The sequence below is a fragment of the Bacillus sp. IT-79MI2 genome (assembly GCF_949768135.1).
GTDB classification, from domain to species: Bacteria; Bacillota; Bacilli; order Bacillales; family Bacillaceae_G; genus Bacillus_A; species Bacillus_A pseudomycoides.
Map to the genome: position 1 here is coordinate 13,713 of NZ_CATKPV010000052.1, position 21,220 is coordinate 34,932.

General features: G+C 36.1%; 21 protein-coding genes and 2 pseudogenes. 10 read left to right on the forward strand and 13 right to left on the reverse strand.

Features of this window, described 5'->3' with window-relative positions:
• The first annotated feature begins 38 nt into the window (after positions 1 to 38).
• Positions 39 to 803 carry a TIGR01457 family HAD-type hydrolase gene (locus ACM6HU_RS10320; RefSeq protein ID WP_003208886.1) on the forward strand — a complete coding sequence of 255 codons (765 nt, stop codon included), beginning with the start codon at positions 39 to 41 and terminating at the stop codon, positions 801 to 803.
• Between the two features lie 602 nt (positions 804 to 1,405).
• Here ACM6HU_RS10320 and ACM6HU_RS10325 read toward each other — a convergent pair.
• Positions 1,406 to 1,492, reverse strand: a pseudogene (locus ACM6HU_RS10325) (flavodoxin family protein); the annotation flags it as partial.
• 259 nt (positions 1,493 to 1,751) lie between these two features.
• Between ACM6HU_RS10325 and ACM6HU_RS10330 the strand changes: the two are divergent.
• The 4 genes and pseudogenes from ACM6HU_RS10330 to ACM6HU_RS10345 all read left to right on the forward strand — a co-directional run bounded on the left by ACM6HU_RS10330 (position 1,752) and on the right by ACM6HU_RS10345 (position 6,089).
• Positions 1,752 to 2,540 (forward strand): ABC transporter ATP-binding protein, encoded by a 789-nt coding sequence (locus ACM6HU_RS10330; protein ID WP_016132172.1) that lies wholly within the window; start codon positions 1,752 to 1,754, stop codon positions 2,538 to 2,540.
• Positions 2,524 to 5,096: pseudogene (locus ACM6HU_RS10335) on the forward strand (FtsX-like permease family protein). Before ACM6HU_RS10330 ends, ACM6HU_RS10335 begins: the two are co-directional and overlap by 17 nt.
• 165 nt (positions 5,097 to 5,261) lie before the next feature.
• A complete protein-coding gene (locus ACM6HU_RS10340; RefSeq protein ID WP_016132170.1) occupies positions 5,262 to 5,807 on the forward strand; it encodes a hypothetical protein in 546 nt (181 codons plus the stop codon).
• An 18-nt stretch (positions 5,808 to 5,825) separates the two neighbouring features.
• Complete coding sequence (locus ACM6HU_RS10345) at positions 5,826 to 6,089, forward strand: response regulator transcription factor (RefSeq protein ID WP_016132169.1); 264 nt, start codon at positions 5,826 to 5,828, stop codon at positions 6,087 to 6,089.
• Positions 6,090 to 6,138: 49 nt separating this feature from the next.
• On the opposite strand, the gene ACM6HU_RS10350 is transcribed toward ACM6HU_RS10345, so the two are convergent.
• The 7 genes from ACM6HU_RS10350 to ACM6HU_RS10380 are packed head-to-tail and all read right to left on the reverse strand — an operon-like array spanning position 6,139 to position 13,882.
• Positions 6,139 to 7,434, reverse strand: coding sequence for a helix-turn-helix domain-containing protein (locus ACM6HU_RS10350; protein WP_016132168.1), 1,296 nt, complete (start codon positions 7,432 to 7,434; stop codon positions 6,139 to 6,141).
• Complete coding sequence (locus tag ACM6HU_RS10355; protein ID WP_016132167.1) at positions 7,431 to 8,099, reverse strand: vWA domain-containing protein; 669 nt, start codon at positions 8,097 to 8,099, stop codon at positions 7,431 to 7,433. Before ACM6HU_RS10355 ends, ACM6HU_RS10350 begins: the two co-directional genes overlap by 4 nt.
• A 60-nt stretch (positions 8,100 to 8,159) precedes the next feature.
• Positions 8,160 to 8,972 (reverse strand): HAD family hydrolase, encoded by an 813-nt coding sequence (locus ACM6HU_RS10360; protein WP_016132166.1) that lies wholly within the window; start codon positions 8,970 to 8,972, stop codon positions 8,160 to 8,162.
• Positions 8,969 to 10,087, reverse strand: coding sequence for a cysteine protease StiP family protein (locus ACM6HU_RS10365; RefSeq protein ID WP_098116784.1), 1,119 nt, complete (start codon positions 10,085 to 10,087; stop codon positions 8,969 to 8,971). Before ACM6HU_RS10365 ends, ACM6HU_RS10360 begins: the two co-directional genes overlap by 4 nt.
• Positions 10,084 to 11,472: a phosphoribosyltransferase family protein gene (locus ACM6HU_RS10370; RefSeq protein ID WP_077295364.1), complete on the reverse strand. Its 1,389-nt coding sequence runs from the start codon at positions 11,470 to 11,472 to the stop codon at positions 10,084 to 10,086. The genes ACM6HU_RS10365 and ACM6HU_RS10370 overlap by 4 nt, the downstream gene beginning before the upstream one ends.
• The gene (locus tag ACM6HU_RS10375) at positions 11,399 to 12,613 is read right to left on the reverse strand and encodes an HpcH/HpaI aldolase/citrate lyase family protein (RefSeq protein ID WP_016112366.1); all 1,215 of its coding nucleotides are present in this window, start codon (positions 12,611 to 12,613) and stop codon (positions 11,399 to 11,401) included. The genes ACM6HU_RS10370 and ACM6HU_RS10375 overlap by 74 nt, the downstream gene beginning before the upstream one ends.
• 12 nt (positions 12,614 to 12,625) lie before the next feature.
• Positions 12,626 to 13,882: a TerD family protein gene (locus ACM6HU_RS10380; protein ID WP_016112365.1), complete on the reverse strand. Its 1,257-nt coding sequence runs from the start codon at positions 13,880 to 13,882 to the stop codon at positions 12,626 to 12,628.
• 165 nt (positions 13,883 to 14,047) lie between these two features.
• Here ACM6HU_RS10380 and ACM6HU_RS10385 point away from each other — a divergent pair, with 165 nt between their 5' ends.
• Positions 14,048 to 14,533, forward strand: a complete 486-nt coding sequence (locus ACM6HU_RS10385) for a GNAT family N-acetyltransferase (RefSeq protein ID WP_077295366.1) — start codon at positions 14,048 to 14,050, stop codon at positions 14,531 to 14,533.
• Positions 14,534 to 14,690: 157 nt separating this feature from the next.
• Here the strand turns inward: ACM6HU_RS10385 and ACM6HU_RS10390 are convergent, their stop codons facing one another.
• Together ACM6HU_RS10390 and ACM6HU_RS10395 are read right to left on the reverse strand one after the other, a co-directional pair.
• A complete protein-coding gene (locus ACM6HU_RS10390; protein WP_003201532.1) occupies positions 14,691 to 14,966 on the reverse strand; it encodes a stage V sporulation protein S in 276 nt (91 codons plus the stop codon).
• A 296-nt stretch (positions 14,967 to 15,262) separates the two neighbouring features.
• Positions 15,263 to 15,754 (reverse strand): phosphatidylglycerophosphatase A, encoded by a 492-nt coding sequence (locus tag ACM6HU_RS10395; RefSeq protein WP_016112363.1) that lies wholly within the window; start codon positions 15,752 to 15,754, stop codon positions 15,263 to 15,265.
• Positions 15,755 to 15,873: 119 nt separating this feature from the next.
• Here ACM6HU_RS10395 and yutH point away from each other — a divergent pair, with 119 nt between their 5' ends.
• Positions 15,874 to 16,875: a spore coat putative kinase YutH gene (yutH, locus tag ACM6HU_RS10400; RefSeq protein WP_033670849.1), complete on the forward strand. Its 1,002-nt coding sequence runs from the start codon at positions 15,874 to 15,876 to the stop codon at positions 16,873 to 16,875.
• Positions 16,876 to 16,966: 91 nt separating this feature from the next.
• Here yutH and ACM6HU_RS10405 read toward each other — a convergent pair whose 3' ends face one another.
• Entirely contained in the window at positions 16,967 to 17,203 is a 237-nt protein-coding gene (locus ACM6HU_RS10405) for a NifU family protein (RefSeq protein WP_000431179.1), read from the reverse strand.
• Positions 17,204 to 17,411: 208 nt separating this feature from the next.
• On the opposite strand from ACM6HU_RS10405, the gene ACM6HU_RS10410 reads away from it, so the two are divergent.
• A complete protein-coding gene (locus ACM6HU_RS10410) occupies positions 17,412 to 17,720 on the forward strand; it encodes a YuzD family protein (protein WP_016112361.1) in 309 nt (102 codons plus the stop codon).
• A gap of 87 nt (positions 17,721 to 17,807) precedes the next feature.
• On the forward strand, positions 17,808 to 18,614 hold the full coding sequence (locus tag ACM6HU_RS10415; protein WP_077295368.1) for a nucleotidyltransferase domain-containing protein: 807 nt from the start codon (positions 17,808 to 17,810) through the stop codon (positions 18,612 to 18,614).
• A gap of 93 nt (positions 18,615 to 18,707) precedes the next feature.
• On the opposite strand, the gene ACM6HU_RS10420 is transcribed toward ACM6HU_RS10415, so the two are convergent.
• Both ACM6HU_RS10420 and ACM6HU_RS10425 read right to left on the reverse strand, forming a co-directional pair.
• Positions 18,708 to 18,866, reverse strand: a complete 159-nt coding sequence (locus ACM6HU_RS10420; RefSeq protein ID WP_016112359.1) for a YqbF domain-containing protein — start codon at positions 18,864 to 18,866, stop codon at positions 18,708 to 18,710.
• Positions 18,867 to 19,220: 354 nt separating this feature from the next.
• A complete protein-coding gene (locus tag ACM6HU_RS10425; protein WP_016112358.1) occupies positions 19,221 to 20,291 on the reverse strand; it encodes an NAD(P)/FAD-dependent oxidoreductase in 1,071 nt (356 codons plus the stop codon).
• 679 nt (positions 20,292 to 20,970) lie between these two features.
• Here ACM6HU_RS10425 and ACM6HU_RS10430 point away from each other — a divergent pair.
• Entirely contained in the window at positions 20,971 to 21,210 is a 240-nt protein-coding gene (locus ACM6HU_RS10430) for a YuzB family protein (protein ID WP_000595023.1), read from the forward strand.
• The last annotated feature ends 10 nt before the right edge of the window (positions 21,211 to 21,220 follow it).

Sequence of the window (21,220 nt, forward strand, 5' to 3'; positions counted from 1 at the left end):
AAGGGTATGAACGCTAGACAAAAAGGAGAGACAGATGGATGTATAAAGGCTATTTAATCGACTTAGATGGTACAATGTATCGCGGTGAAGAACAAATTGAAGAAGCAAGCGACTTTGTAAAAGCACTACAGGAGCGCGGCATTCCCTATTTGTTTGTAACGAATAACTCAACGCGTAAGCCAGAGCAAGTGGCAGAAAAGCTTGTTCGTTTCGATATTCCAGCTAAACCAGAGCAAGTATTTACAACAAGCATGGCAACAGCAAACTTTATTTATGAGCGTAAACAAGATGCGTCTGTGTATATGATTGGTGAAGAAGGATTGCATGACGCACTTGTAGAAAAAGGATTCAAGCTTGTGGATGAAAATCCTGACTTTGTCGTTGTTGGATTAGATCGCGAAATTACATATGAAAAGCTAGCGAAAGCATGTCTTGCAGTACGTAATGGTGCGACATTTATTTCAACAAATGGAGATATTGCCATTCCAACTGAGCGTGGTTTATTACCTGGAAACGGTTCCTTAACATCTGTTGTTACAGTATCAACAGGTGTAGAGCCAATCTTTATCGGAAAACCAGAATCCATTATTATGGAACAAGCACTAAAAGTACTTGGCATGGCGAAAGAAGAAGCGCTAATGGTTGGGGATAACTATGATACTGACATTTTAGCGGGGATAAATGCTGGTATGCATACACTTCTTGTCCACACTGGAGTCACAACTGTGGAGAAGTTAACAGAGTATGACGTGCAGCCAACACAAGTTGTGCATAACTTGACAGAGTGGATTGAGAAGATGTAATAGTGGACAGGCAATCTTTTAGATTGCCTGTTTTTTGCTGAATGAAGGCTGTAATTCGATTTAAGTAGGGATGGGCGTAAGTGTATATTAAAATTACATTCATTGTTTAAATTATAGAAAAAGACCTGCTCACTCATCGTTAATCAACATACAGTAATGTAAATCCGTCAAAATATCCACAGCTTACTGTTTTGAGCACTTACTAAAGTAGGGATTATACAGCTGTTGGGAAGGTGGATTTAGCTGCTAAAAAACACTCACTTGAGTGTCTTTTTACTTTAATAATATTTTTTATAAATGGATTTGCGAGAAGGGGAAGGGATATGGATCATACGATTACATTCAATTTTGGAATATCCATAGTAATTATTCTATTCGTTTTGTTTGTACTAGCTATATGCGGATGTTAAAAAGACACCCTTTCGAGTGTCTTTTTTTGACTTGAAAACCACATATGTATTAGGACTCTCATCCTATTTACTATTTTACCATGTTCGGTCATATCCGTTATTGAGAAAATTAAATCAGCATGTCACTCTGCGTTAACCTCACTGATGGAAGTTTTCATTTTACCCTAATAAACGATTCACTACTTCTTTTACTTCTTCAAGTTCACTTTTTACCGTTTCTAAAATCGCATGATTGAAGCTTTGTGGATTTGGGTGTGCATAAACGATTAGATGCTTCATCATTGTTCCTCCTATTTGTGGATATGTTGATAGCTTTTTCTTAAAAAGAAAACATTATTGTAATTATTATGGTTACGAATTGAGGGGGAGTCAAGAAATTCAAATTCTTATTAGAAAATGTAAGATGTGCTATTTTGCGAAGTGTGTTTCAAAATATATTTATATTACAATAAAAGTACAGTGTGATAGGAAGCTTGGTCTCGCAGCAGAATATATATTTAATATAAAGATAATTAAATAAAAAAAAGGGGTATAAAAAATGAATATCATTGAAATTGAAGGGGTAGAAAAGTCATTTGATATTGGTGATAGTAAGGTAAAGATATTAAAGGGGATTAATCTTCAAATCCAAAAAGGTGATTTCGTTTGTATTATGGGAGCGAGTGGGTCGGGGAAAACCACTCTTTTACAGTTGCTTGGAGGATTAGATATTCCGACGACGGGAAGCATTCGAGTAGGCTGTACTGAAATTTCATCATTAAAAGAAAAAGAACTCGCGTTGTTTCGGAGGCATAAAATAGGTTTTATTTTTCAGCAGTTTAATTTAATACCAGTATTTAATGCGGAAGAAAATGTGGGATTACCGTTACTGTTAGATAATGTCCCGCAGAAGAAGGCGACAACAGCAGCAAAGCGTTTATTAGAGCTTGTTGGTTTAAAAGGGAAAGAACAGCACTTACCATCGCAATTATCAGGTGGCCAGCAGCAAAGGGTTGCCATTGCGAGAGCATTTGCCAATGAACCAGCTATTATATTAGCAGATGAACCGACAGGAGCGTTGGATTCTGAAAATAGCAAAAATATCATTGCGGCTCTTCGTAATGCTTGTGATGAATTAGGGCAAACGGCAGTTGTTGTAACGCATGACCCGTTTGTAGCCGCTCATGCAGATAAAGTTGTTTTCTTACTAGATGGTGAAGTAATTCATGAACATGCCGAAAGTAAAGGATGGAAATTCCGGCATATTCCGCAGCAAGTTACGCACATTCAAGAGGTTATGAATCGGCACTTTAAGGTAGGTGATAAGAACGATGTCTTGGATAATTAAATATGCGGCCAAGTCTATTAGACAGAATTGGCTAAGGAACATGTTAATCGCTCTTGGGGCTGCTTTAGGTGTCATGTTAGCAACAATGTTACTACTAGGAAATCAGTCTGTAGAACAACGTGTTAAAGAGCAGGTTGTGAGTCGTTATGGTGATTATGATTTGCAATTTGGTTATATTAAAAATGATGTGTATTTAAAAGATGAAAAATTAAAAGAACTGAACGGTCTTGAAAGTGCGGAAAAAATATCAAAAGTACTTATTCCTTATCCGTTACCAAATTATAAAGAGCTTTCTGGCAAACCATCGTATTGGGGCGTGGAACAAGATTCTCCCGATATGCGTTCTTATAAAATTACAGAAGGGCGATATCCGAAAGAAGGGGCGGAAGTAGCACTTACGAAAGGGTATACAGATCGAGAAAATATAAAAGTAGGAGATATGATTCGTCTGCCTTTTCCACCGCACGGTGAAAAAATTTGAGAGTTGTAGGGATTTTGAATCCACCATTGATGGCAGCAATGGGACATAGCGCATATTTTCCAATTACTTGGATGCAACAGGAATTAAACTTACAAGGTCAATTTAACCTTGTTCAAGTGAAAACATCTGATGTCAATGTGAAGAGAATGATTGCTATTGATGCGAATAAAAAATTTGAAAATATTAAAATAGATCAGCGTACATATGTAGATAAAGCATTAGAAAGATTAAATGTGATGAAGCCATTAGTCTTTAGTTTAGGCGGAATTGCTTTATTTGTTGTAGCGCTTTTAATTATGGGAAGCTTCTTCTTATCTGTAAGAAGTCGCTTTAAACAATGGGCTTTATTACGTGCGATTGGTAGTAATCCAAATCAAGTAATTTTCGTTGTTTTATTAGAAGCATTATGTATTGGAACGATTGGTTCGTTAGTAGGAGTTGTACTTGGTGCTAGCACACATCAGCTCGCAGCTTCTTTTATTAACAAGTGGGTGAATGTAGAAAGTACAGGGCAAGAATCATTTTCTATTTCAGTTGAGATTTTATTCATTACATTTTTACTAGGGATTATCATGTCAGTAATAGGCGCGATTATACCAGCATTTATGGTAAGAAAAATTCCTCCTGTTGAAGCATTAAGACCAGGAGTTCTAAGCAATCAAAAGAAAGAACGGAAATGGAGCATTTTCAGTCTCGTTATTTTAATAGTGGGTGCTGTAATTGGTTTAAGTGGTGTGTTTGCTGAGAGGTATATTGGTTTTAATCCAAGTGCGATAGGAGCACTGTTATTTGCAGTAGGTTTGTTGTTTGCAATTCCGTTATGTATTCGTGTTATTACCCCAGTTATTGTAAAACCATTTCAAATGATATTTCGCATTGAGACAACAATTAGTAGCCGAAATGTCATTCGTTATCGTAAAAAGGCAGCTGTTTCAGTCGCAATTCTAGCATTTGGATTTATGTTATCGCTAGTTGGAACGATGTATGTGAATGCGATGTATGAAGGAATGAAGCAAGGATTACAAAAGAATTTACCAGCAGATTTAGTCATTCGTGTTTCAATGGAGTCACAAGGAATTGAAAATATCCCATTTAATTGGCTAGGAAAGATACAAGACGTTGAAGGGATAAAAGAAATTGTCGGAGCAGCCTCTGATTCCACATCTAAACTCGTAAATTATGACTTTAAAGAAGCAAATCAAGAATGGTACGAATTTATGAAGAAAAATAAATATAATTATGATGCGATGGAAGTTGTGGGTACTGATATTACAGCGTTTCAAAAGGTGACCAAGATGAAAGTTATTTCTGGTCAAAACTTGAGTACTCCATTAAAAGATGGAGAAGGAGTAATTACAAAAGAAACAGCAAAAAATTTAGGGATTAAGCTACATGATACGATTGAAGTGCAAGGGAAAGGGAAGCAAAAACAGTCTATTAAAGTCGTTTCTATTATCGAGAAAAACTTGAGAATGCAAAGTACTTACGTCTTCGTAAATGAACAATGGGCGCGAAATATGTTTCATGTACAAGGATATGAATCGATTCAAATTATGACGGACTCTAAGGTACCTTTTGAAACAATTAAGAAGAAAGTAACAAAGATAACAAATGGTAAAAATAATATAGAGGTTATAAATAGTACCGATTTGTTAAAAGAGCAAGAGCAGCTATTATCTCAAATGGTTATGTTAATTCGTTTATTGGTAGTCATTATTTTTGTTATTTCAGGTATTGGCTTAATGAACGCGATTGTTGCAAGCTTACATGAAAGACGTGCTGAGATTAGTATGATTCGTGCCATAGGAGCTATCCCTAAGCAAATGCGAAGAATTGTGTGGTTAGAAGGTACATTACTTGGTGCGATAGCTGGAATCATAGGTATTGGAGGTGGAGTGATTTTCAGTTATATTGTCTTATCAAGTTTAGAATTAACGCTTATTACAATTCCGTATAATCAAGTGCTATTACTAGCTGCAGCGAGTGTTATACTCGGAACAAGTGCAGCAATGATCGCTTCATTCCAGTTAAGGGATTTTAAATTAAGTGATACGCTTAAAGAGTTGTCAGCGTAAGGAAGGCCGTTTTTATAACGGTCTTTTTCTTTTGAATATGGTTAACTTTTTTTAGTAAATGATAAAAAATCCTCTCTGTTTTTTCGTTATTGTTAACTACTATAAATTAACTAACCTCGCGTTATAAAGTAATAGTAAGGACTTGAAAGTGGAGGTGATCCATTCATGATTCATAACGAATTATTCATTAGAAACGAACAGACGGTTAGATTGTATCAGCGTATTATTTCAGACAAACTTTTTTCATTGCATGATAAAGGTGATGGAAAGGTATTGAATGTCCATATTAATATTTTGGCTCAGTTGTTGTATGAAGCATTTAAAGAAATCGATTTAACCAATTCTCCTGTTGTTCCCGTTCTTATTATTTCTAACCCTGTAGCAGTTCAAAGTATTTATGTTCCAGGGATATATACAATGAATTTTGTTTGTGATGAGTTCATGTATATTTGTGATGTTGATCGTCTTCAAAATGAGGTTGCAACATTAGCAATCGGCTATACAATCCAGCATAGTAGACTTGAGCGATTATTAGATGAAGAGGTAGAAAAAGTGCTTATGTATATGGTTAAGAGAATAAATAAATTTTTGGATATTCACGGTGAGTTAACATGTTCTTTTGAAATTGCTGTTAAGGAAGATGTTTTATTATATGAGAACAATCTATCTCCCGTTTTTTTATGTCAATGGATTGTAAATCGAGAGGAATAGAGGAAGGAGAATGAAAAAATGAGTGTCAGATTAAGTGCAAAAGAAAAAGAAGTAGCCATTCTTGTATCAAAAGGAATGAAAGATAAAGAAATTGCTCAAACGCTGTATATTAGTCGGCGCAGGGTAGGAGAGCTAGTTGCTTCAATTAAGGAAAAGTGGAACATTCATCATCGTGTAGAAATTGGAATCCGGGCCTATTATTATGGGTTAATTACGGTAGAAATAGCTCCTAGGGAAGAGAATTGTTTACAGAGGGTGAAACAGAAGAGTGTTGTTTTTTAATTATAATTTTCGCCCTCTTTGATTGTATGCAAAGAGGGGAATTGTCATTTTAGAAGTTGTTTTGAAAATCTTCTATATCAAGGTCGCATTGTAAGGCGATTTTAAAATATTTTGCTCCTAATTTATAAGCACGCAATCCATAAAAATGATCCCCTAATTCAGTAGCTAGTTTTTTTACCTGTATATATTGTCTATTATCCATTCCAAAATCAATAATTCTTTGCATTTCTTTCTCGTAGCTATAAGAGTCACCTTGAATTTTATAGAGATGCGCTTTATATGCATGAATTTCGATGTACACAGAAGGCATATCGTAAGCTTCTAAGATTTTGATGGCTTCCGGCATGACTTTATTGATTTGCTCCCATTCTTTTAAGTGTAAGTAAATTTCAATGAGACTTCGCAATGCGTAAATATTTGACTCTTGCTGATTGATTGCTACATTTATTTTCAAGGAACGGTTGAGGTGTTGAATTGCTGTATCGAATTTTTCTAATCCTTGATACACTCTTCCGTAATTGTAATAAATCATTGCAAAATACATAGCAGGATTGTGAAGTTCTTTTACATATCCTTCAGCTTCTTTTAAGTATTGTAAGGATTCTTCGTATCTTTCATCGAGATGGTATTGTACAGCAATTGTAATAAGCGTACTTGATATGAAAACTTTGTTATTTAACTTGCTATATATTTCATATGCTTTTTTTGAATACTTCCGGCTCACACTCTGGTTTTTAATGAGACGTTGTTTAACTAGGCTCATATTATAGTATAAATTAGCCCTTTGTAAGTTCTCTTCCATAGTTAATAATTGATTTGCCTGCTCGTAGTATTCATTTGTTTTAATAAAATCTTGTTTCATATAAAAATAATTACCACATGCTATGTAATAATAGGAAAAATCTTCAGCAAATAATTGATTTGGCCGATTAGGTATTAAATTTATTGCTTGTTGATAAATGGAATCACCTTTTTTTGGTGAGCTAGTACGAGCGTAATAATGGAGTAGTACACCGAAAATCTGTAAAAGAATTGGGAGTGGATGCATTTCCCGAGTATGTAACTCTAAAAAAGAGATTTCACTTTCAGTTAATACATTCGCTTTTTTATATTTGGTAGTAATTGTTGTTATATCTTTCTCAAAATTAGTGCTATTTTGCTCCATGAGATAATCAAGGCTCATATTAAGTTTGGCTGAAACCTTCTCTAAAAAAGAATGAGAAGGTTTTGCCGTTCCATTTTCAACTCGACTTAAATATGGAATAGAACAAATTCCATTTACTAATTCCCCTTGTGTCATTTCGCGATGTATCCGGATTTGACGTATCTTTTCTCCTATTTTCAAAGTATCACCTTTTTCTCCTTCGCTTCTTTTATCCACATCGGAAGTTCATTCAACAAATTGTTATACAACGTTTCATCTGTTGTTTTTTCGATATCGCGAATGTAGAAGAAGTTTGCATTATCAATGAAACGCCCTTCCATTTCGTCTAGCTTTCTAAGAACGTCGAATTTGCCGTTTCCAATTCCAACAAACTGCCAAAAAATCGGTTGGTTAGAAGAGAATACAACCGGTTTTTGGATTCCTTTTTTACAGCCTCCATCGTTAATAAAAATAATAAAGGCAGGCTCTGCGCTTTTTTCTTCAACCGTATATTTTTTTATGATATCTTCCATTACTTGTGGCTCATCATTTCGGCCAAATTTATGAATGGAAGTGTTATTTAAAATATGTTTTTCAACATAACCAGCAAAATCTTTTTCGGTAACGGCTGGTAATCTTGAAAACTCATTATCGTACACCCAAATATCTAATGAATCATCATCATCGAATTGGCTTGCTACAGCAAGAACACGTTCAACAACTTCTTGGACAGTACCGTTTTTATAAAGTGTTCGCATAGACCCAGAAATGTCTAATACGAGCGCAACTTTTGCGACAACGCCTGTTAATTTCTTTTTCTCTAATACAACGCGTACTGCTTCTTTTCTTAAAGTAATTGTACTCAAGTATAATCGCTCCTTTTTTTATCATGTAACAAAGATGCCGGTTCTTGAAGTATGTATAGATTACGCAGTAGGAAGAGAACTATGGACCATTTGAAGTGCTTTACTGACAATTTCCTCCGCTGCATATATACCAATTTCATTTGTTCTTACAATATGGGGTAATAAACTCCCTTGTTTTGTTTCAAGTTCACCATGAAGAGGTGCGATTGCATGATTTGCTCCTTCAAGCATGCATAAATCAAGCAAGGAGTCTCCTGCTGTAATGATGGTTGTTGCCTGGACTTTTTCTTGTACATACTGAACAGCATCCCATTTGTTCACAGGCTTTGGCACAAAATATAATTTTCTGCCTTGCAATGAATGAGTCCATCCTTGTTTATCGAGCCAAGTGGTGAATGAGTGTAATTCGTCGTATGGAATATTGTCACGCTTAATGATGCAGTAGTGAAATAAATCATCAGCTGTTTTTTGTGAAATGACCCATTCTTCATGAGAAATATTTTGAAATTCTGTTAGAACATCTTCTTTTTCCATGCATGCTACTAAGCGCTTTGTTTGTATGTTTTTCCAAGTGCTATCTTGTTTGCCATTGTGAAGAATATTGCCGCCGTTGCTCGTAATCGCATATTCCGGAATGACTTCTGTTTGAAATAACGTAATACGCTGAAACTGCTCAATGGTTCGTGTTGTAACTGGGACGAATTTTGCTTGTAATTGTAGTTCTTTTAATAAAGAGATGGTTTTGTGTGTAATAAAAGAGATCTCTTTCCCATCTAACGTCTCGATAAGCTGAATGTGTTCATCGTCTATAGAAGCGCGAAATGATTTCCGAGAATAAATGAGCGTTTGATCAAGATCACTTGCAAAAATCATGAAGTTTTCCTCCCGAGGGGTTTGATGAGTCCGCAGCACGAATACGTCATATCTTTATAGATTTCTACTGGAACATTTTTTTCTTTTGCTAAAAGTAAAATGTGCTTTAAATCTGGATTGTTTTCACCCTGGATTAAAATTTTCCATGGTACTCGTCTTAGTAAAACACGCGTTGTTTCTCCAACTCCTGGTTTAATTAAGTTTATATTTTCTATTCCAAAATGCTTTTGAATAGAGGCGATGTCTTGCATACCTTGCCAAGATGGTTCTGTATAGGTAGCAATAATGTGTTCTAGTTGCGTTGTTACGTCAGCGCTAATGGAAGGGAATAACGCTGTGATTTTTTCAATAAAGAAGTTAGATAAATCTTCTGTTTCTAGTTCTCGATAATATTTGGCGCCGTGGAAATCATTTGGACCAATATAAGTTTCATTTAAAACAGTGCGGCTGATTAACCCTGATACGGTCGCGTTTAAACAAGCGCTTGGAATGAGAAAATCTTCTCGTGTTCCATATATAGAAGTACAATGGCCCGGATCAGCAAGAACTGCCATGCAGTCTGAAATATATTCATGATTCTTTTCATTAAATGTATGCACAGATTGGCGTAGTTCTTTTTTTATCGCACCTTTTCCAGTCCAGCCATCAATGAACTGAATCGTTTGATTTGGATGGTGCTTCAAAATATAATGAAGGGCATTTTCATCAATGCCGCGCCCCCGAATAATAGAAACGCAATAATGCGGCAAGTCAAGATTATATTGATAACGAATATATCGTTTTATTAAAACACCTATTGGTGTACCGGCCCTCGCTAGTGAAACAAGAACAAGATTCTTTCCTTTCGTTTTTATAATTTGCTCGGCTACTACACCGGCCGCAATGGCTAGCTTACGTTTGTATTGCTCGAGTGAAGCGAAAAATAAATCCATATAAGGTTTAGATGGTTTATATTCAATTGGAAGCATTTCAGAGTAATGTGTGCCCGATTGAATTGCTCGTTCTCTTTCTTCTGTTACGCTTTCTTCTATGACATCACTAATATCTTTTAATAGAAAAATAGCATCCTCTTTCGCATAACTACCGATAAGCTGTAATGTTTTGGGCTCGGTCATATTTCTTCACCCTCACTTTCTACTAAACCTTTAAATGAAACGATATGAATGAGCGGAATAACTGTTTGTAATTGTGTAAGAAGGGGATGGAAAGCATCTTCCTGTAAATCACGCTCTATAAAAAGAAAGACTTCATCGTAGTCCCCAGGCTGGATATTATAAAAATAACTTGTAACTGCTTTATCTTCAGGGCTTTCATAGGGAAAATGACTGTGAATAGCGTATTGTACATCACCCGCGTAAGGATGAATAGGACTTCGTGTTGTTGATTGATAGGAAATGTTTTCTCCCATTTCAGCTGCGATTCGCATTGGAAGATACATAAACTCGCCAGTTCCTAAGCAGAGTGTCTGTTGACCTTTTCGATTTTTCTTTAAATCATGACCAATCTTTTTAGCAAAAGAGTGGATACACTTTTGATCATCGGATGAAATGCCAAAACGTCCTGTGTAGTTTATGTAACTGACATCATGGTTTATAGATGTATAAGGTAAAATAGGACATGAAATCATATGTTTTTCTATCTTAGACTCTATTGATTTATAGGATGTTTCATCATGTGAAGAAGAAGTAGTAACAGGACTACCAATTACGTCGATTGAACCGCTTAATAGAGAAATCACATGAATCGTAATATCAAGTTCTTGCTCGAGTTCTGTAAATTGTTTTCGATGCGCATCTGAGCGCCAATCTAATAAAGAAGCAATAATATATTCTTTTCTTGGAAACTTTTCTTGAATAGATCGAATGATATTAAGTGCGGTTTTTCCTGTTGTCATTTCATCATCCACAAGGACGATGGGCTGTTCATTTTGAAAATAGCTTTTGTCCACATAGCAACGATGTGATGTTGCGTGAGAATGTTCCTCTTCGAATGTAATGATAGGATCGATTTGTGAGATCATCTCCCTTGTTGTATGAACATATTTTGCATTTTGAAAACATTGAAACATCGAGTGGCCTAATGCGGTAGCTGTTTCTGCAAATCCGATAAATAATACTTCTTTTTCTAGAGGGAATTGATACTGGAGAATTGCCTCTAGCTCATTATTGGTACTGTCTTTAGAAGAAATCAGGTTAAGAATTTCTTTTTGATATGGATGATTTGTACGATGTAGCACTTCCATATATCTTGCGGCAAGAGCACAGCCTCCAGCTAAAGAGATTGCAGGTAGAACAGGAAGATGTTTTCCTAAAATGGTACTCACAAATAAAAAGCCGCGGTTCTTATTCATTCTTGCGGCCATTTGAAACAGTTGATCTGGCGATAATAAATATGGATTATGTAGCACATCTATATAAACTGTTATTTTATTTAAAATGTGGTACGTGTACGTTTTGTTTTGACTTTTCGGTAAGGAGATCGAAGAAAGTTTGTTGTTCATGTAGCACCCCATAAATATTAGATTTCAGAAGTGTTTTACGCGCCCAATTATAATGTGGCTTCACTTCATTCATTTTGTTAGAAAAGCTGCTTTTCATAACGCCGTTATACGTCTGAGCACCTTCGAAAATAGCTTTTGCATCTAAATAATCTTCTAGTGTTACAACGTGCAAGGCTTGTACGAGTTTAATGTGAGAAGGATGAATCACCGTTTTTCCAATTAATCCATTTGCTTGATCGAGCAATACTTCATGAATGAGCCCGTCCTCATAACGATGAAGCATTTCCTCACGCATTGTTACTCCAGCGCTTCCGAATGATTTACGGAACGGTGTTTGCCGAAGCTGTGGTTTTAGTACGCGCTGCTTGTTTCCGAAGTACTCCCACACAGGACCAGATATAACGTATTCATCTGCCTTTCTAGAAAAAATATTGATAATATCAGAAATACAATCACGAATAACAGCAATATCATAGATTGTCGTATCTTTATTTCGGCGAATGCCAAATATGCCAGAAAAGTCGGTGGCACCAATTCGTACGTTCAAAATGAAAGTGCGATAAGAATCTAGGATTGCTTTAATTGCTAGTAACGTATCAATACGAGTTTCTTTATAAATAATTTCAGGAGACTCTAAAATAGGCATCCCGTAAAGTGAAAGTGAATATGTTTCGTTTATATCCTGTAGTTCATGAATGTAAGACATTCCGTTCGCAGGTGTGAATTTAGGAAAGACAAAACCGCTCATACAATGAACGGCGCTACCTAGTTCATGAATGAGTGAACGCATCTGTTTCGGTTCACGAATCCGGATAAAGAGAAGTGGCACGTCTGATGGAAGAAGCCTGTTTGCATCAATCATATGAGCCAGTAGTTGCATTTGTATGACGACATTTTGCTCGGCAAGTTTCACATCTCCATCACTAATGGAATCTTCTAAACAAAGTACGATTGATGTAGCACCTTCGTGCTTTTTCGCGGCAATATCCACTGCAATTGTATTCTTTGTACCAGGTGTGTATAGAGTAGCACCTAATGCGTAAGCCAATTGTTCTTTTGTGATATCTTTGGAAAAGCTTATTGGCTCTTGATAGAAAAGTTTTTTCTTTTCTTCAGAAGACAGATAGGAAAAATGCTTCAAGTTGTCACCACCTTATTTTGAACCTGCGACCCAGTTCATGTTCCATTTGTAATGCCGATCCATTTCTAGGTGCCCTCTAAAATATTTCACAAGCTTTTGTACTTTGAATGTCTCATCATTTACATTTTCGAGCATTGCAATTGCACATGTGTTGAAACCGTTACGGTGCTCATCCATTTTTACAATAATATCTGGGCCGTTTTCCTGTTTTAATGTGACAATACCATCAACCTGTGACCAGTTAGCTACACCTTCATAAATATAAGAGAAAATTAATATTCTTTTTATTTCATGAATCATGTCTCCGTTAATACGTAAATTTTCTCCTTTATTTGAAGCACCAGTGCGATCGTCTTGATCTAAGTGAATGTAAGGCTCGTTATAAAATGAACCAAATATATTTCCAAGTGGTTGTACAACGCCTTTCCAACCGTCTTTAAATTCAAACAAACAGCCTAAATCTAAATCTATTTGAGGGGAGCTATTTGCAGTTAAGGATGAAAAAAATCCTTTTTGTTTTGGTGTACTTTGTTTACCCCAGTTTAAGTTCACTGCAATTTCGCCAAGAGGCTTGTCCGTTTTTTGTAAGTTGATCGTATCTCCAGACTTCTTTAATTCAATTTTAGAAAGGTTAATACTTTTTGAAATAGGAGAAGGTGCAGCGGTTGCCTTTGCAAAAAAATCAGGTGGTGTATGGGATAAACCAAATTGTTTAGAAAGTTCGATAAGCCCGCCTTGCACACCGCGACCGATGGCATCAAATTTCCATTCTCCTTTGTAACGATAGACTTCACAGGCGATTAGTGCAGTTTCGGATGAGAATTGTTCTTCCAGATTATAGCGGAACATTTCGTCATTGTTTGCGGAGTTTAGAATGCGGACGTAAGAGTGAGCTATTTGTCCAAATGTTTGCAGACGAGTTTGTGCTTCGTGAATCGTAATAGTGAAAATAATACGTTCAATATGAGATGGAAGTTTGGAAAGGGAGATGGAAATTTCCTCGTCATCGCCAGATCCAGCTCCTGTACGATTGTCTGATGAAAGTGTAATCGCATCTTGTAAAGCAGATTGCTGTTTATAAAATATAATATGGTCTGTTGTTGTTAAGCGTCCATTTGCATCTAATAAAAAAGCAGCCGCATCTAAATCGAATGCATGTGAATTTGAATTTGTAGGAAGATTCCAGCCGAGACCTATTTTTATATGAGTTAATGTAGGATTTGTTTTTGTTAAATCTACCTTTTGTCCTTTACATAACTGTAGGGGCATTTTGATTTCACCTCATTTAGAATAGTTAATCCAATCGTAACATGCTAAGAAAAGTTTTCCAATTTAGTATTTTAAAAAATTACAAACTTTTCAAAAACAAAGTGAGATAATAAGATAAATGTAGAAATTTGTTAGGAAATTGTTTTTTTGAAAGGAAGAAGAAAAATGAATATACACAAACTAACAGAGGCAGAAGCAAAAGAAATCAATACATGGCAGTATGAGGAACTATATTCGTTATACAGCTTTTCAGGCAGTGAAGAGACAATAGAAGAACTATTAGATGGTACATATTATGGCTGTTGTAATGAACATGGAGAATTAATAGGTTATTTTTGTTTTGGTGAAAACGCACAAGTGCCAGGGGGAAGAGATGCGGAGTTATACGTGGGAGAAGATACTGTAGATATTGGGCTTGGAATGAAGCCAGAGCTAACGGGGCGGGGGCTGGGGAAAGCCTTTTTGCAAGCTGGAATAGATTTGGCGGAAGAGCAAATCCAACCGGATAGACTTCGTTTAAGTGTTGCAGGTTTTAATAAACGTGCAATAAGGTTATATCAACAGGTAGGTTTTGTAGCAGAAAAAACTTTTGATGATAGAGGAAGAGAGTTTATTTTGATGACATATTCCTGTAGGAAGAAGAGAAACTGAAGAATTGATACAATAGGAAAAAGACTGATTGTTATCAGTCTTTTCATATATCATTTAACAATTGGTATTTATGAATCTAATAAAAGAATGCAGTTGAGTGGGGATGTTCTTTCATAATTTTTGTATGGATGGTTTGAATGATAAGCTATTATTTTTTCTACGATCTAATTTTTCTAGGGCCGACAATTAATTTGATTGCTGTACTTTTCTCGTTATTGATGGTGATATCTGTAAATGCTGGAATGAGAACAAGGTCAATGCCGCTAGGAGCTACGAATCCTCTTGCAATAGCAACGGCTTTAACCGCCTGATTTAAAGCACCAGCTCCAACTACTTGAATTTCTGTACTACCTTTTTCTCTTAATACACCGGCAATGGCACCTGCAACCGAATTGGGATTGGATTTTGATGATACTTTTAAAATATTATCCATATAAGTTGCTCCTCCTGTTATTGAATCATTTTTTTTATTACTGAAAGGAATGTAATTCGCATATCTTTAACTAATATTCAGATCCCAATCAAACAGAACCATTAAGTTTATTCATTCGCTACTTTTTAGACTATTCCTGTTTATTCGTGTAAATAAAAAAATAATAGGTGTATGAAAAAATCTTGAAAAGAAAGAAAAACATAACGGACCATGATTTTTTCACATGGTCCGTTATGCTTTCTATAACATTTTCAGCTGAAAGTATTACGTAAAATTATGCTGACTATTGTTTTACTTTATTCCCCATGCTCCGCACGATGTGCCAAACGACTAGAAGCGGCAGCGGCAATACCGCCAACAATGTCATCAAGGAATGTATGGATTTTCCCAGTTGATTTATCATTTAAGTATTCTAAAATACCTGGTTTTAATTTATCGATATATCCAAAGTTTGTGAAGCCGATAGAGCCATACACGTTTACGATAGAAAGTGCGATGACTTCATCAATTCCGTACAATCCTTCATCCCGTTTTACGATATCTTGTAATGGTTCACTTAACATTCCTTTTTCGGCAAGGACATCTAATTCAATTCCTGTAATGAGTGCATTTTGTACTTCGCGTTTGGATAATACACGTTCTACGTTGTAACGACATTCTGACATCTCTAAATTTGGATGGTATTTCTTTTGAAGAAAATGAACAAGCTCCGCAATATCATCGATTGTTACACCACGTTCTTGTAGAAGTTGTAATGCTCTTTCTTGTAGTTGATTTGATTCTTTCATGTTATCACCTTTTTTTCTTTTTATTATTTGTATACGTTTTACTGCTTTATCATGTGCATAGGAATGAAAGGCGAGCACAAGCTCATATATATAAAGAAAAACCATAGGTGGCGACTATGATGATTCAGCATATTTATGAGCATTATCAAATGCATGTCAAAGAATTAATCCCCCTTGGCCCCTATAAAAGCTTTTGGATTCGCAATAAAATTTATGTACTTCTTCCGATTGGAAATATGGAGGAAGATGTACTTGTTGAAATGAAAAAATTAAGCGATTATATGAACCAGCAAGGGGATATTACTGTTGCGACTTTCGTCCCGACGGTGCACGGTTACTATGTAAGTGAGATAGAAGAAAAAAATTACTGTTTATTAAAAGGTATGCGTTTGCTTGAACGACATGCTACTTCGTTAGGTAGTGAGCTTTCCTTATTCCATAAACGAGGCGCTTTTTTTCCAGAAGAAATAGAACAATTAAGTCGCATTGGTGAATGGAAGTCGTTGTGGGAAAAAAGGCTCGATCAATTAGAGCGATTTTGGCAATCACAACTTATGAATCAGCCATCAGATGTATTTGATCAACTATTTATTGAGTCTTTCCCATACTATTTAGGCATTGCTGAAAATGCCATTCAATATGTTGTTGATACAGAAATAGATGATACACCTCAGCTTGCCGATGCAGCAACAATCTGTCAAGAACGCTGTACCCCTTTATTATGGCAGCAAACTAATAAATTAAAAATCCCCATCGATTGGGTATATGATCATCCAAGTAGAGATTTGGCGGAATGGATTCGATATGTATCGATGGAAAAGAAGAAAGATTGGGAACAAACAATTTTTCAGTTTGTAACGGATTATGAGAAAAATTATGCACTTTCTTCTTTTGGCTGGCGTCTATTATTTGCGCGTCTTCTCTTTCCACTTCGCTACTTTGAAACGGTAGAACAGTACTATCTGACGGGAAATGAAGAACAAAAAAGTATGTATCGAGATCGCTTAGAAGACATTTTACACGATGTGAACCGTTCAGAGCAATTTATGAAGCATTTTTATGAATTTCTTCGCTTGCCTGTTGATAAGCTCGGAATTCGAAAGTTGGATTGGTTATCTTAATACGAATTTACAAAAAAGAGACCATAGTGGTCTCTTTTTTTGTAAATTATCCAGTGGAAGCAATTCTAAGCGAGCCGCTACCGCTTTAAATTTAAAATACTTGTTCTACTTCGATAACGCCTGGTACTTCTTCAAGTAGTGCGCGTTCGATACCAGCTTTTAATGTGATTGTAGAACTTGGGCAGCTACCGCATGCACCCATAAGGCGTAGTTTTACAATACCTTCTTCAATATCTACTAATTCAACGTCACCGCCATCACGAAGTAAGAACGGACGTAATTTATCTAATACTTCTAGTACTTGTTCTTGCATATTTGGGTTTTCCATTTTTATCGACTCCTTTCATCCATTTTATTATAATCAAGATACAGGGGAAAATCTATTTTTTCTGTTTTTGTTTTATTGTCGAAATATTGTATCATGTTTACAATGTGTTTTTTCAGTATAGAGGACAAGAATTAAGCTTGTAAAGAGATGTGCTTATGAGGAAAGTCACCGAATCGTACTGTTAGAACAGAGAAGTGGGGGAGAAATAATGGTAAATGTTCAAGTATATGGGGCAAAAGTAATTTGTGCGAGCTGCGTTGGAATGCCGTCTTCGACTGAAACATTTGAATGGCTACAAGCGGCAATTGGTCGTAAATATGAAGGTCAAGATGATAAATTTAAGTTTGAATACGTTGATATTCAAGAAGAGCAAGAAGATGCAGAAAAGCAAGCTTTCGTAGAGCGTGTAATTGAAGAGGATTTATTTTATCCAGTTGTTCTTGTAAACGGTGAAATCGTTGGAGAAGGGAATCCTCGTTTGAAGGACGTATATGAAGAAATCGAGAAATATTTATAATACAAAAAAGTCTTTGCGGTAGCAAAGGCTTCTCTTATATGTTTATGTGGAAAAAATAACCTTTATAGGTAATCTTATCAAGGGGGTATGCGTGTGAAAGGGGTAGTGAAACATAGACTTCCAGAAGAAGTAAAGGTCTTAATGGAGCGATATGTGATTGGATTACAAGATATTTTTTTAAACGAACAATTAATTGGAGTATATGTATATGGTTCAATTGCATTAGGAGCATTTCATTTAGAAACGAGTGACGTTGATTTTGTTACAGTAACGAGAGAGTCGGTCAGTGAAACCCAGAACATACAAATAATTGAGTTACACAAAAAATTGAGTAAAAGCATGTTAGGAAGACGAATGGACGGTATGTATATTCCACTTGCTGATTTAGGGAAATACAATGAGGAAATGCTGCAGTATGTCTATTGTGCAGATGGAAAAGCTCACACAGGACATTGGGATGTGAATGCTGTAACGTGGTGGACGTTAAAAAATCAAGGGATTACTGTAATTGGGGAGGAAGCAAGTAAGCTTCCGTTTCAGACGCCATGGAGTGATGTGGTAGAAACGATGAAATATAATGTAGAACAGTACTGGAGTAAAAAAGCATCACGGCCATATTTATTTTTAATTGAAGAATGGGTAGAATCAGCTGTTGTAACGATGGGACGCATTTTGTATACATTAGAGCATAAAATAATTGTTTCAAAAGATGAGGGATTACAATATATGATGAGGGCGTCTAGTGAAAAATGGATGCCTTTGTTACAAGAGGTAGAGCGGATGCGTCATAATAAGAGAGCAAAACGAATGATTTCCATTTGGAAGCGGGCAGATATGACGAAGAAGTATTTGCTTAGTGGGATAGAGGAGTGCCGGAGGAAATGGGAAGGATAAAAAAGCAGCCATACTACAAATAGTATGGCTGCTCAGTTTGTAGATAAAGGGATTTGTTAGTGCTTAACGTACACACTACTTAGCTACTCATTATTATGCTGTGGAAGTATTCTCGTCTTTACGTACTTCGAAAAACTCATTTTTGCACAGGTATTTAAAAATTCTTTGTGTAACTTGTTCTTCTTGATCTAGCAAGAAGCGATGATCAAAAGCATAGAAGGATTGTCCCTGAATTAGTTTAACATAATACATAACCGATACCTCCATTATAGAACGATACAAATCTAAAGATTTATTACTATAATATCCTTAAATTGGATTAATATACCAGGTGTGTTAATCAGGGATTCTATATAAACCCATCTTGATTTTCCAACATATAAAACGCGGCTATGGAAACAAAAGCGGATCTCCACTCGTTTACTCCCTTTGTTTTAACATGGCATGGGGCAGGGAAAGGCCCTAACCGCTTCTATGCATGGCTAGATGCTCTCTCCCATCTAAAGATTAGGTTTTATTCCGGTTTTTCAATTTGTACTTACATATTCATATCGTATCAAAAAAGGAGAAAAATAGAAAAAAACAAGAGCGATAAGCTCTTGTTTTTTAACCATTATGATATTTATACATCCAAAGGATACCCGACTTGAGAAGTCTAGGAACTCGTCCCATTAATGGTTGATTTGCTAATAATCCGAATCCGTGTTTCTTACCGAGAGAACCGAGAACACCTTTTAATTTAATAACAGGTAGTTCATCAGGAAGGGGCTCATTGTTCCAACGTTTTAATAATATTTGGACAATTTGTTCACCTTGGCCCTCAGCAAGCTGTGCAGATGGGGCATGTGGAAGAGAAGCGCAATCTCCTACAACATAAACATGCTCATCATTTGGAATATTATGATATTTTGTTAATACAATCCGACCACTACTATCTTGTTCAACTGGAAGGTTTCGAACAACTTCGTTTGCTTGAATACCAGCTGTCCATACGATTGCATCACATTGAAGCGGTTCGTCATGGTTGTACACAACGTTTGGTTCTACTTTCGTAATGTTAGAGTTTCGTATAATTGTAACATTATGCTTTACGAACCACTCTTCTACGTATCTACTTAATTTTTCTGGGAACGGGAATAAAATGCGATCTTTTCGATCAAATAAGTAGATCTTTAAATCAGAACGGCTTTCACGAAGTTCACTTGCAACTTCAACACCGCTTAAACCAGCACCGACAACAGCGACCGTTGCGTTTGGTTCTAAACTATTTAATTGTTCATACGTTTTACGAGTTTGTTCAATTGATTGAAGGCTATGTGTATATTCCTTCGCCCCCGGAACATTATGATACTTGTCTTCGCAGCCAAGACCGATAATTAAGTCATCATATTCGACAACTTCACCGCCATCGAGATGAACGGCTTTGTTTTCAATGTCAACATTCGTTACAGTGCCATATTGAATGTTGAGACGCGGGTGTTCTGGAAACGGAATGCGAATATGTGTTTCTGAAATTGTACCCGCTACTAATGCGTAATATTCTGTTTTAAAACAGTGGTATGGTACTTTGTCGATTAATGTCACTTGGACATCATCTGGGAGTTGATTGTTTGGAAGAAGCCGTTGTAGAATTCTCATTCCACCGTAGCCGCCACCCAGTAATACGAGGTGTTTCATGATGGATTACCCCTTTTCTGTTGAAATATCCCCTAATCATACAATTATATATTGAAAAAATATTTTGACTTTACTCACTCAAATTATATCGAATTTGTGAACAAATAACAATGCATGAATGTGTACTCTGTTGTACAATAAGAAGAAAAGTGGACAAACTGTTTTAATTTGTATGCTGGAAAATCAATATGTAGATAAAAAAACGATAGAAACCCTTTCTTTTAGGTTGGAGAGAGCGTCCGCCGATGGATAGAAGCGGTCAGTGCCTTTGTTGGCTCCATGCGGTGTGAAACCAGAAGGATGAAATGAGTGGGGATCTTTTTTTGTTTTCATAGCAGTAGTTTGTATGCTGGGAAATCAATATGTAGATAAAAAAACGATAGAAACCCTTTCTTTTAGGTTGGAGAGAGCGTCCGCCGATGGATAGAAGCGGTCAGTGCCTTTGTTGGCCCCATGCGGTGTGAAACCAGAAGGAGGAAATGAGTGGAGATCTTTTTTTGTTTTCATAGCAGTGAACTGTATGTTGGGAAATCAACATGGATTTATATAGAGAAGATCTTTTGATTCGAAATGAAACAGTAAAGTAGCTAAATATTTTATTAGGTGTAATTAAAACAACAAGAAACAGCTTAGTTTTCATATTATAGATTTATTTTTTGGAGATACAGGGGGGATTGTTTTGATTAAGCCATTAATCGAATTTTGTGTAGGTAATCTTGCGAGTGGCTCACAAGCAGCGCTAGAAAAATTTGAAAAAGATCCAAATTTAGATGTTATGGAGTACGGTTGTCTGGGATATTGTGGCATTTGTTTTGAAGGGCCTTTTGCACTTGTAAACGGGGAAGTCGTACAAGGTGCAACGGTAGAAGAGCTTGTGAAAAATGTATACGATTATTTAGATGAAAACCCAATGTTTTAAGGCGTTGCAT

What these genes read in the sequence shown, in the direction of transcription:
- ACM6HU_RS10330 (WP_016132172.1), top strand. Translation starts at nt 1,752, where the DNA reads ATGAATATCATTGAAATTGAAGGGGTAGAAAAGTCATTTGATATTGGT.
- ACM6HU_RS10425 (WP_016112358.1), bottom strand. Translation starts at nt 20,291, where the DNA reads ATGAAACACCTCGTATTACTGGGTGGCGGCTACGGTGGAATGAGAATT.
- ACM6HU_RS10395 (WP_016112363.1), bottom strand. Translation starts at nt 15,754, where the DNA reads ATGAAAGAATCAAATCAACTACAAGAAAGAGCATTACAACTTCTACAA.
- ACM6HU_RS10365 (WP_098116784.1), bottom strand. Translation starts at nt 10,087, where the DNA reads ATGACCGAGCCCAAAACATTACAGCTTATCGGTAGTTATGCGAAAGAG.
- ACM6HU_RS10320 (WP_003208886.1), top strand. Translation starts at nt 39, where the DNA reads ATGTATAAAGGCTATTTAATCGACTTAGATGGTACAATGTATCGCGGT.
- ACM6HU_RS10345 (WP_016132169.1), top strand. Translation starts at nt 5,826, where the DNA reads ATGAGTGTCAGATTAAGTGCAAAAGAAAAAGAAGTAGCCATTCTTGTA.
- ACM6HU_RS10420 (WP_016112359.1), bottom strand. Translation starts at nt 18,866, where the DNA reads ATGTATTATGTTAAACTAATTCAGGGACAATCCTTCTATGCTTTTGAT.
- ACM6HU_RS10380 (WP_016112365.1), bottom strand. Translation starts at nt 13,882, where the DNA reads ATGCCCCTACAGTTATGTAAAGGACAAAAGGTAGATTTAACAAAAACA.
- ACM6HU_RS10360 (WP_016132166.1), bottom strand. Translation starts at nt 8,972, where the DNA reads ATGATTTTTGCAAGTGATCTTGATCAAACGCTCATTTATTCTCGGAAA.
- ACM6HU_RS10385 (WP_077295366.1), top strand. Translation starts at nt 14,048, where the DNA reads ATGAATATACACAAACTAACAGAGGCAGAAGCAAAAGAAATCAATACA.
- yutH (WP_033670849.1), top strand. Translation starts at nt 15,874, where the DNA reads ATGATTCAGCATATTTATGAGCATTATCAAATGCATGTCAAAGAATTA.
- ACM6HU_RS10340 (WP_016132170.1), top strand. Translation starts at nt 5,262, where the DNA reads ATGATTCATAACGAATTATTCATTAGAAACGAACAGACGGTTAGATTG.
- ACM6HU_RS10390 (WP_003201532.1), bottom strand. Translation starts at nt 14,966, where the DNA reads ATGGATAATATTTTAAAAGTATCATCAAAATCCAATCCCAATTCGGTT.
- ACM6HU_RS10410 (WP_016112361.1), top strand. Translation starts at nt 17,412, where the DNA reads ATGGTAAATGTTCAAGTATATGGGGCAAAAGTAATTTGTGCGAGCTGC.
- ACM6HU_RS10415 (WP_077295368.1), top strand. Translation starts at nt 17,808, where the DNA reads ATGCGTGTGAAAGGGGTAGTGAAACATAGACTTCCAGAAGAAGTAAAG.
- ACM6HU_RS10405 (WP_000431179.1), bottom strand. Translation starts at nt 17,203, where the DNA reads ATGGAAAACCCAAATATGCAAGAACAAGTACTAGAAGTATTAGATAAA.
- ACM6HU_RS10370 (WP_077295364.1), bottom strand. Translation starts at nt 11,472, where the DNA reads ATGAACAACAAACTTTCTTCGATCTCCTTACCGAAAAGTCAAAACAAA.